The sequence below is a fragment of the Acidovorax sp. HMWF029 genome (assembly GCF_003060895.1).
Taxonomy (GTDB): domain Bacteria; phylum Pseudomonadota; class Gammaproteobacteria; order Burkholderiales; family Burkholderiaceae_C; genus Acidovorax.
Genome location: NZ_QAIH01000276.1, coordinates 1 through 9821 on the forward strand (window position 1 = coordinate 1; position 9821 = coordinate 9821).

A 9821-nucleotide genomic window follows, 5' to 3' on the forward strand; every position below is an offset into this window, starting at 1 on the left:
GCTGAGCCCACGGGGGGAACCATGCCTGGCTTGAAGATCATGGTCTTTTCGAAGTTCTGGCCTTCGGCTTCCTGCAGAAAGCGAATCTTGTACTTGCCCACTTCAATCGTGTCGCCATTGCGCAAATCCTGGCGTTTGACCGCTTTGGCATTCACATAGGTGCCGTTGGTGCTGCCCAGGTCTTCGATCTCGACCTCGTGCTCTGCCATGTGGATCACGGCATGCTCCCCGCTCACGGCAAGGTTGTCGATCACGATGTCGTTGTATGGGCGTCGGCCGAGCGTAGTCCGCTCTTTGGTCAGCTGCACTTCCTTGATGACGACCCCGTCGATTGAAACGATCATTCTCGGCATGATCCACTCCTGATGTGATGAATTGTTGTGGTTTGGGCCGGTCAGGCGGCCCCTAGCAATCGGGACATAAGGCCGCGCTTCTTGCCTCCCGCGGCGGCCTGCACCAGCAGCACGCTCACGTTATCACGCCCGCCGTTCGCGTTGGCGGTGTCGATGAGCAGTGTGGCTTTTTCTTCCAGCGCAAGTGGCGCGCGCATCATTTCCGCAAGGTCGGGTTCGGACACCATGTCCGTGAGGCCATCCGAGCACAGGAGGAAGAGATCATTGGCTGCCACTTGGAACTCGTTGACTTCCATCATGACGTTGGGCTCCACCCCCAAGGCGCGGGTCACCAGATTACGGTTGGACGACAGTGCGGCCTGCTGGGCCGTGAGCAGGCCAGCGTCTATCTGCTCTTGAAGCCACGAGTGGTCTCGCGTGATTTGCTGCAGCGCACCATCCCGCAGCCGGTAGCAGCGCGAATCACCGATATGCCCGAGGATGAGCCGACTGCCATGAAAGACGGCGACGACCAGGGTGGTTCCCATGCCTGCATATTGGGGGTTCGACAGCGAAGCGCCTAGGATGGCGTGGTTGGCATTCTCAACGCAGATTTCCAACGCGCGCCGCACATCGGTGGATTGGGGCGTTGTGCCCGCCTGGGCCAGCCAGCGGGCCATTTCGGTGCGGATGAAGGTAGTGGCCATGCCACTGGCGACTTCTCCGGCGTTGTAGCCGCCCATGCCGTCCGCAAGTATGGCGACCTGCGCTTCGCGATCGACCGCCACCGCATCTTCATTGTTGGCGCGCACCCGGCCCTTGTCGGTCCGAGCGAAAAATTCGTAGGTCATGGGTGTATGGGCGAGCGTCATGGGGCGCCTGAAACGGGCGGGGCTGACGCTCCCCGCACGGCGGGGGGGTCCATCACGGTTTCCTGAAAATCCGTCATCTCGTGCCCTGTTGCATCGCGGTCCGCATCATAGACCACTGTTTCGGGCGCTGGCATGCTCCCGACGTCCGCTGTTCCTGCGGCAGCTTGCCGCAGATCGGCGGCAAACTGGCGGCCTGTTTGGTAGCGGGCCTCGGGGCGCTTTTGCAGCGCCAGTGCCACCACCCGTGCGACGGCCGTGGAGAGGTCGGGGCGCAACTCGCGGATATCGGGCGCATCTACACTGGCGATCTTGTGCATCAGCTCTGTCATTGAGGCGCCCCGCAGAGGAAGGGTGCCGGTCAGCAGCTGGAACAGCGAGATGCCCAGCGAGTACAGGTCCGACCTGCCGTCCACCTTTTTCCCGGCGAGCTGCTCTGGCGACATGAAGCTGGGGGTGCCGAGCACCAGTCCTGTGCGTGTCTTGCTGGAGTCGGTAATGCGCGCAATGCCAAAGTCCGTCACCTTCACCGCGTGGGTGGTGCTGTCAAACATGATGTTGGCGGGCTTGATGTCGCGGTGCACCACGTTGTGGGCATGGGCGTAGTCCAGCGCATCGGCCACACATGCGGCAATTGAAAGCACAGTATGTACTGGCAGCAGATGTTCCTTCTCACAGGCGTGGGCCAGGTCTCGGCCTTTCAGGAACTCCATGGCGATATAGGCCAAATCATGCTCTTCGCCTGCATCGAAGATGGTCACGATGTGGGGGTGTTGCAGGCGCCCGGCAGTTTCGGCCTCCCGGAAGAACCTGGCCCGTGCATCGATCAGCGCATCGCCCTCGAACTCCTGGCACAGGGCCAGGGTTTTGATGGCTACGACACGCCCGATTTTAGGGTCCCGCCCCAGATAGACGACGCCCATGGCTCCTTTGCCGATTTCCCGGTCGATTTGGTAGCGCCCCAGCATGGGCATGCCCAGTGTGGCGTCACCGGGGAGTCGTGGGCTGGCTGAGGCGCCTTGGGGAGGGGTGAGCGCAGGCTGGCTGTTGGGGCCGCTGCTGTCAGCCTTGGCGCGTGCCCGCTTGTAGCGGCTGCGCGTGTCTTTGTATTGCCGGTTGTGCCTGAGGATGTGTTCGTAGACCGCCTTGGCCTTGGCGAAGTTGCGTTTGCGTTCAAAGTCTTCGGCCAGGTGGTAGAGGTTTTCCAGCAAGGCGTCGCTGACGGGGACTTTGCGCAGGCGCTCAAATGCCATGTCAAGCTGTCCCTGCCCGTGCAGGGCCAATCCCATCATTCGGTCAGCCTCCGCTGCTTCGGCCGATGCCGGGTGTTGCCGACCGTTTTTCCATCCGAGCAGCAAGTTCGCTGCTATGCCCGCAGCGAGCGCGATGGTGGGCAGCGCTAGCGCAATCCATAGGCCAGCGTAGTGCAGCAGCCCCCAGCCGACTGCTGCGTGCGTTAGGGCAAGCGCCGCGCCAACACCCAGTACGACAGACGCCTGCGTCCGGTGGGCAAGCAATGCCACATACAAGAGTGCGCCTGCCGCCGCCAGCCCGGATGCCCATGGGCCCCAGGCGGGCACCTGCGCGCCAAGGCCCAGCCGGATGGACGACACGGTACGCGCCAGAGTATCAACGGGGTACAGCGGCCCTTGCCCACCTTGCTGCGCCAGCGCCGCAGCGGTGCTGCCCACCAGCACAATCTTTCCCTGGAAGCTGCTGGCGGGCGTTTTGCCGTCGAGCACGTTGGTGAAGGAGTGCGTGGGGAATGCTGGGCTGTCGCCCGGCGTCGTTTGCACGCGGGGGCGCATCACGGCAGTGGCATCTGTCGCAATGTGAAGTCCCCCCAGGCGCAGCCCGGGGGGGGCGTCTTGGATGTGCAAGTCGCTCGAACTCAGATGAAGGCTGTGTTGGGCTGCCAGAAGGGCCAGCGAAGGAATCCCGGTGTTGTCGTAGCGCAAAAGCAGGGGCACCCGGCGGGTCTGGCCGTCATTGTCTACATCTGGGTACAGATGGCCCACGGCGGCGGCGGCAGCTCCCAGGATTCCAATCGGGTGCTGTGCCGACTGGGCGGGCTTGGCAAAGGAGCCGGGGTCGGGCAGCGTGCTTCGGCGCACGTAGGACGGAAGCGCTGCGGGCGTGCCTGTAGGGGCGTAACGCGATGCCAGCAGCACATTGCCCGCACGCTGGATTGCGCTGGCCAGACGGGCATCCGTGTCGAGCGTCTGGTCGGCGTCGGTAGCGATGCGGCTGAGTTCGGTGGCCAGCGGGCCGTTGTCGCCGGAAGCGGCAAGCAATTCCCGGATCTTGCGCACATGGCCCAGGCCCCGGTCACTCTGGGGTTCTGTGAAGTGGGCGGTGTGGACGATGGTCTTGGCACCGCTGGCTGCGAGCTGATCGATCAGCCGCGCGTGGATGTCGCGGGACCAGGGCCAGGGGCCCAGTGCGGCCAGGCTTGCGTCGTCGATGTTGACGATGGCAATTTCCGGCAGGGGGGCGGGAGTGGTGGTGCGGATGGCCGCGTCATACAGCGCAACGTCCAGTCGCTGGGCAAGGCCCGTGATCACGCACAGGGTCACTACTGCCAGCCCCGCCAATGCGCTCCAGAAGCCATCGGTACGCCACACATTCAGTCGCCGTGCCGAGGATTTTCTGCCCACTTGCTGTTGTTCCACTCAGGTATTGAGCAGCAGTTCAAGCAATAACTGCGCCCAGGCCCTGGGATGGTGATTCCTGCATGTTTTTGCACCAAATACCGCGGCGGGCTTACTTCCCGTGCCCTTCTTGTCGGGGGCTGGGTTGGATGTTGGATGAGGGTGCCATTTTTGTCACATTGGGGCATGTTCGCGGCGTAGCGGTACGTACCGCCAAGCATGGCATCCATGCAAAGCGTACTTTTCGGTGGCGAGCAGGTCTCTGGAAAAATGGCCAGAGACGGGCACACAGAGCGAAAAAAAGCGCCCGAAACCTGGGTTTCGGGCGCCTTGAGCCGCTACGTTTTCGCCCCTCGGGGGCTGCCATGCTGGGGGCATAGCAGTGGCCTTGGGCGACGCGCGACTTACTTCAGTTGGGCCTTGAGCAGCTTGCCCAGTTCCGACGGGTTGCGTGTGATCACGAAACCGGACTCTTCCATGATGGCCAGCTTGGCATCGGCCGTGTCGGCACCGCCAGAGATCAGGGCTCCCGCGTGGCCCATGCGCTTGCCGGGAGGGGCCGTCACGCCAGCGATGAAGCCCACCACGGGCTTCTTCATGTTGGCCTTGCACCATTGGGCGGCTTCGGCTTCGTCAGGACCGCCGATTTCGCCGATCATGATCACGGCGTCGGTGTCTGGATCGTCATTGAACGCCTTCATCACGTCGATGTGCTTCAAGCCATTGATGGGGTCGCCACCAATGCCCACGGCACTCGACTGGCCCAGACCGACTTCGGTCAGCATGGCCACGGCTTCGTACGTCAGCGTGCCCGAGCGGGACACCACGCCGATGCGGCCCTTGCGGTGGATGTGGCCGGGCATGATGCCGATCTTGATTTCGTCAGGCGTGATCAGGCCGGGGCAGTTGGGGCCCAGCAGCAGGGTCTTCTTGCCGCCCGCAGCTTCCTTGGCCTTCATCTTGTTGCGCACTTCCAGCATGTCACGCACTGGGATGCCTTCTGTGATGCAGATGGCCAGGTCCAGGTCGGCCTCAACGGCTTCCCAGATCGCGGCAGCAGCACCAGCTGGAGGCACATAGATCACCGACACGGTAGCGCCCGTCTGGTGAGCGGCTTCCTTCACGGAGGCGTAGATCGGGATGTTGAAGATGGACTCGCCAGCCTTCTTGGGGTTCACGCCGGCCACGAAGGCATTCTTGCCGTTCGCGTATTCCTGGCACTTTTCGGTGTGGAACTGGCCCGTCTTGCCCGTGATGCCCTGGGTGATGACCTTGGTGTCTTTGTTGATGTAGATCGACATGTGTGTTCTCCGGGCTTACTTGACGGCAGCAACGATCTTGGTCGCAGCTTCGGCCATGGTGTCTGCGGCAATGATGGGCAGGCCGGACTCGGCCAGCATCTTCTTGCCCAGCTCTTCGTTCGTGCCCTTCATGCGCACAACCAGCGGCACGTTCAGGTTCACAGCCTTGCAAGCGGTGATCACGCCGGTGGCGATGGTGTCGCACTTCATGATGCCGCCGAAGATGTTGACCAGAATGCCCTCGACCTTGGGGTTCTTGAGCATGATCTTGAAGGCTTCGGTCACCTTCTCGGGGGTGGCACCGCCGCCCACGTCCAGGAAGTTGGCAGGCTCGCCGCCGAACAGCTTGATGGTGTCCATGGTGGCCATGGCCAAGCCAGCGCCGTTCACCAGGCAGCCGATGTTGCCGTCCAGGCTGATGTAGGCCAGGTCGAACTTGGAGGCTTCCACTTCGGCTGGATCTTCTTCGTCCAGATCGCGGAAAGCCACGATTTCGGGGTGGCGGAACAGGGCATTGGCGTCAAAGTTGAACTTCGCGTCCAGGGCCATCAGGTTGCCCTTGGAGTCGCAGTTCAGCGGGTTGATTTCCACCAGCGACGCATCGGTTTCCATGTAGCACTTGTAGATCTTGGCGAAGATGTCTACGGCCTGGTCGATGGACGCGCCGGTCAGGCCGATGGCAGCGGCCACCTTGCGGGACTGTGCTTCGGTGATGCCAGCGATGGGGTCGATCATCTCGGTGATGATCTTCTCGGGGGTGGAGTGGGCCACTTCCTCGATGTCCATGCCGCCTTCGCTCGATGCGATAAGGGCGACCTTCTGCGTAGCGCGGTCGGTGACCAGCGACACATACAGTTCGTTCTTGATGTCAGCGCCGTCTTCGATGTACAGGCGACGGACTTTCTGGCCTTCAGGGCCCGTCTGGTGCGTGACCAGCTGCATGCCCAGGATCTCGCTGGCGCGTGCTTTCACGTCGTCAATGGTCTTTGCAACCTTCACGCCGCCGCCCTTGCCACGGCCACCGGCGTGGATCTGGGCCTTGACCACCCACACGGGGCCGCCGAGTTTTTGTGCTGCTTCCACGGCTTCTTGCACCGTGAATGCGGGAATGCCACGCGGAACGGGCACACCAAAATTGCGCAAGATTTCCTTGCCTTGGTATTCGTGAATCTTCATGAGGTCTCTCTCAGGGAAGGGTGGTAGTTACCCGTTTACCATGAACAGTTGTCTGGCCGCGGGCTTGGGACATGGCAACCCGCGACTGTATCATGCTGCAACGCACCATCCCATGTGCCTAGTACGTACATCCCCTTACCGTCGGGCCGCAGCCCGTTGTTGCACACGAAGGAATACCCCATGTCCAAAGTCTTTATTGATGGCGAAGCCGGTACCACGGGCCTGCAGATCCGCGAGCGTTTGCAGGCCATGCCGCAGGTCGAGCTGGTCAGCATCGCGCCCGAACTGCGCAAGGACCCCAGTGCCAAGCGCGACCTGATTGCGGGCGTGGACCTGGTGGTGCTGTGCCTGCACGACGATGCAGCGCGCGACACCGTGGCCATGGTGGAGGAGATCGAGCGCAGCTCGGGCCGCAAGGTCAAGGTGATCGACGCAAGCACCGCCCACCGCACGGCCGACGGCTGGGTGTACGGGTTTCCAGAACTCGCCGCATCGCAAGCGCAGGCGGTGCGCGATGCCGCCCGTGTGTCCAACCCCGGCTGCTACGCCACGGGCGCGATTGCCATCCTGCGCCCGCTGGTTGATGCGGGGCTGATCCCTGCGGACTATCCACTGAGCCTGCCCTCGGTCTCGGGCTATTCGGGTGGCGGCCGCACCATGATCGAGGCCTACGAGGCAGGCACCGCCGCGCCGTATGAGGCTTACGCGCTGGGCCTGTCGCACAAGCACATCCCTGAGATCCTGCGCTACACCGGCCTCACACGCCGCCCGGTGTTTATCCCCGCAGTGGGCAACTTCCGCCAGGGCATGCTGGTGCAGTTGCCGCTGCACCTGGACCTGCTGCCGGGCGCGCCCAAGGCCAGCGATCTGCACGACGCACTGGCCAGCCACTACAGCCGCACCAACACGTCCGAACAGTGGGTCAGCGTGCTGCCCCCCACCGATGACTTGAAGCTGGCCGCCGACACGCTGACCGACACCAACAAGCTGGAGCTGCGCGTGTTTGCCAACGAGCAATACCGGCAGGCCGTGGTCATTGCGCGCCTGGACAACCTGGGCAAGGGCGCCAGCGGCGCGGCAGTGCAGAACCTGCAGTTGATGCTGGGCGTGTAACCGCCCTAGAGCGCACTTGGGCGCACTAGGGCGCACCAGAAATTGGGGTCATGCCCCGCTGTTGGCGGTGCGTTCAGCCCTCGTCAGACCCGTCGGCGCCCAGCACTGCGCGCCGCACAACATCCCCTGAGAACCCCCGCGTCAGCAAAAAGCGCATGTGCTTGGCACGGGTTTGCGGGTCTGCGGCGGGCTCGCCAAACTTGCGGCGCCACACTTCGCGGGCACGCTCCAGTTCGCTGCCCTGCAACTGGGCCACGGCCTGCTGCACCGCGTCTGCACCCAGGCCTTTGGACTGCAGCTCCTGCCGGATGCGCGCTGCGCCCAGGCGGCCTGCGCGCCGGTTCAGCACCGACTCCACCACCCGCGCCTCGCTGATGAAATCGCGTGCCTGCAGATCGTCGAGCAGGGCGTTGAGGTCATCGCCCTCCTCAACATGCGGGGCCAGCTTGCGCAGCAGCTCAGCGCGCGAGTGTTCGCGCTGGCTCAGCAGCCGCAGTGCGCGCCCCTTGAGCGACAGCGTGGTGAAGCCCATGGTGACTAGGGTATTAAAAATTGATAGCAAGAAAAGCTTTGCTATCGCGCGGTGAAGCCTTGTTTGGCTTGGGTTTTGGAAGTCTGCCTGCCGCCAAACCCTTGCGGGCTTGGTTCTGGCGGCATGGCAGCTGTGTTTGGCTTACGCCTCGTCGCCGTCGGCACTGGCCTGCGCCAAGGCGGCGGGCAGCAGCGCAATGCCCAAGCCCTCACGCACCTTGTTCTCGATTTCACGAGCCAGGTCCGGGTTCTCACGCAAAAATTCGCGGGCGTTGTCTCGGCCCTGGCCGATCTTCTCGCCGTTGTAGGCATACCAGGCGCCCGACTTCTCGACGATCTTGGCCGTCACGCCCATGTCGATGATCTCACCCTCACGGCTGATGCCCTCGCCGAACAGGATGTCGAATTCGGCCGTCTTGAAGGGCGGGCTCACCTTGTTCTTGACCACCTTGACCTTGGTTTCGTTGCCGATGGCTTCGTCGCCCTTCTTGATGGTGCCGGTGCGGCGGATATCGAGGCGCACCGAGGCGTAGAACTTGAGCGCATTGCCGCCCGTGGTGGTTTCGGGCGAGCCGAACATCACGCCGATCTTCATGCGGATCTGGTTGATGAAGATGACCATGCAGTTGGTCTTCTTGATCGTGGCGGTGAGCTTGCGCAGCGCCTGGCTCATCAGGCGGGCCTGCAGGCCGGGCAGGGCGTCTCCCATCTCGCCTTCGATTTCGGCCTTGGGCGTGAGGGCGGCGACCGAGTCCACGATGATCAGGTCCACGGCGCCCGAGCGCACCAGACTGTCCACGATTTCGAGCGCTTGTTCGCCCGTGTCGGGCTGGCTGATCAGCAGGTCGGACAGTTGCACGCCGAGCTTCTGGGCGTATTGCACATCAAGGGCGTGTTCCGCATCGACGAAGGCGCAGGTGCCGCCCTGCTTTTGCATCTCGGCCACCACCTGCAGCGTGAGTGTGGTCTTGCCCGACGATTCAGGGCCATAAATTTCCACCACGCGGCCCCGGGGCAGGCCGCCCACGCCCAGGGCAATGTCCAGGCCCAGCGAGCCGGTGGAAACGACCTGGATGTCCTCGATCACCTCACCTTCACCCAGGCGCATGATGGTCCCTTTGCCGAACTGCTTCTCGATCTGGGCGAGCGCGGCGGCCAGTGCCTTGGCTTTTTCGGTGTTCACGGGCAATGCGGGGTTGGTGCCTTTGACTGCGACGTCCATGAGAAAACTCCTTGAGAAACAACGGGTTGGGTGTTTGTATTGCTCTGCAATTAATTACAGGCTGGATGCTTGAACAGTAGTTTATGCGAGCCATCTTTTGTTGTTCAAGGATAATTTGGTCAGTTTGCCTGACAATTTGACCATGCCATATTCACCCCTTCCCTCTCTTGTCGAAGACGGCTGGCGCCAGACCCACCTGGGACGCCTGCTTGGCCACGCCATGCGCCGTTTTGACGCGCGGGTGCTGCAGCTCATGGCGCACAACGTGGAGGTGCCGCTGGCTCTGTCCAACCTGGCCGCACGCGACCAGGTGACGGCGGCCCACGTGCACATCACGCGTCACCTTGCGCTCTCGGGCGACCGATTGACCGACCTGGCCCAGCGCGCCGGCATGACCAAGCAGGCCATGGCCAATCTGGTGGACCAGTGCGAGGCCTGGGGCCTTGTCACGCGCGAGGCCGACCCTCTGGACGCGCGTGCGCGCCGCGTGTGCTTCACGCCTGTGGGGTTGGCCTGGCTGCAGGCATTCCGTGATGCGGTGGCCCAGGCGGAGGCCGAGTTCCGTGAAGAGGTGGGGCGTGACGTGGCCACGGTGGTGGCGATCGGGTTGGAGGCCTACGCAGGAG

9 protein-coding genes are annotated in these 9821 nt (G+C 63.1%); 2 read left to right on the plus strand and 7 right to left on the minus strand.

All coding sequences use genetic code 11. The annotated features are described in order from the left end of the window. From DBR12_RS19395 to sucC, 5 genes are all read right to left on the minus strand, one after another. A partial coding sequence (locus DBR12_RS19395; RefSeq protein ID WP_146185580.1) for an FHA domain-containing protein occupies window positions 1-353 on the minus strand: 353 nt, incomplete at its 3' end. Between the two features lie 41 nt (window positions 354-394). Then, window positions 395-1183, minus strand: coding sequence for a Stp1/IreP family PP2C-type Ser/Thr phosphatase (locus DBR12_RS19400; protein ID WP_108618731.1), 789 nt, complete (start codon window positions 1181-1183; stop codon window positions 395-397). Between the two features lie 17 nt (window positions 1184-1200). After that, window positions 1201-3873, minus strand: coding sequence for a CHASE2 domain-containing serine/threonine-protein kinase (locus tag DBR12_RS19405; protein WP_233244916.1), 2673 nt, complete (start codon window positions 3871-3873; stop codon window positions 1201-1203). A 383-nt stretch (window positions 3874-4256) separates the two neighbouring features. Continuing rightward, the gene (gene sucD, locus DBR12_RS19410) at window positions 4257-5153 is read right to left on the minus strand and encodes a succinate--CoA ligase subunit alpha (RefSeq protein ID WP_108618732.1); all 897 of its coding nucleotides are present in this window, start codon (window positions 5151-5153) and stop codon (window positions 4257-4259) included. A gap of 15 nt (window positions 5154-5168) precedes the next feature. Further along, a complete protein-coding gene (sucC, locus tag DBR12_RS19415; RefSeq protein WP_108618733.1) occupies window positions 5169-6329 on the minus strand; it encodes an ADP-forming succinate--CoA ligase subunit beta in 1161 nt (386 codons plus the stop codon). Between the two features lie 180 nt (window positions 6330-6509). Between sucC and argC the strand changes: the two genes are divergently transcribed. Beyond that, window positions 6510-7442: an N-acetyl-gamma-glutamyl-phosphate reductase gene (gene argC / locus DBR12_RS19420; RefSeq protein WP_108618734.1), complete on the plus strand. Its 933-nt coding sequence runs from the start codon at window positions 6510-6512 to the stop codon at window positions 7440-7442. Window positions 7443-7515: 73 nt separating this feature from the next. On the opposite strand, the gene recX is transcribed toward argC, so the two are convergent. Both recX and recA read right to left on the minus strand, forming a co-directional pair. Then, window positions 7516-7974, minus strand: coding sequence for a recombination regulator RecX (gene recX, locus DBR12_RS19425; protein ID WP_108618735.1), 459 nt, complete (start codon window positions 7972-7974; stop codon window positions 7516-7518). 141 nt (window positions 7975-8115) lie between these two features. Then, window positions 8116-9195 (minus strand): recombinase RecA, encoded by a 1080-nt coding sequence (gene recA / locus DBR12_RS19430; protein WP_108618736.1) that lies wholly within the window; start codon window positions 9193-9195, stop codon window positions 8116-8118. 142 nt (window positions 9196-9337) lie between these two features. On the opposite strand from recA, the gene DBR12_RS19435 reads away from it, so the two are divergent. Further along, on the plus strand, window positions 9338-9821 hold a 484-nt coding region (locus DBR12_RS19435), incomplete at its 3' end, for a MarR family winged helix-turn-helix transcriptional regulator (protein WP_108618738.1).

Coding starts and splice junctions, on each gene's coding strand:
- argC (WP_108618734.1), top strand. CDS start 6,510: ATGTCCAAAGTCTTTATTGATGGCGAAGCCGGTACCACGGGCCTGCAG.
- sucD (WP_108618732.1), bottom strand. CDS start 5,153: ATGTCGATCTACATCAACAAAGACACCAAGGTCATCACCCAGGGCATC.
- sucC (WP_108618733.1), bottom strand. CDS start 6,329: ATGAAGATTCACGAATACCAAGGCAAGGAAATCTTGCGCAATTTTGGT.
- recA (WP_108618736.1), bottom strand. CDS start 9,195: ATGGACGTCGCAGTCAAAGGCACCAACCCCGCATTGCCCGTGAACACC.
- DBR12_RS19400 (WP_108618731.1), bottom strand. CDS start 1,183: ATGACCTACGAATTTTTCGCTCGGACCGACAAGGGCCGGGTGCGCGCC.
- recX (WP_108618735.1), bottom strand. CDS start 7,974: ATGGGCTTCACCACGCTGTCGCTCAAGGGGCGCGCACTGCGGCTGCTG.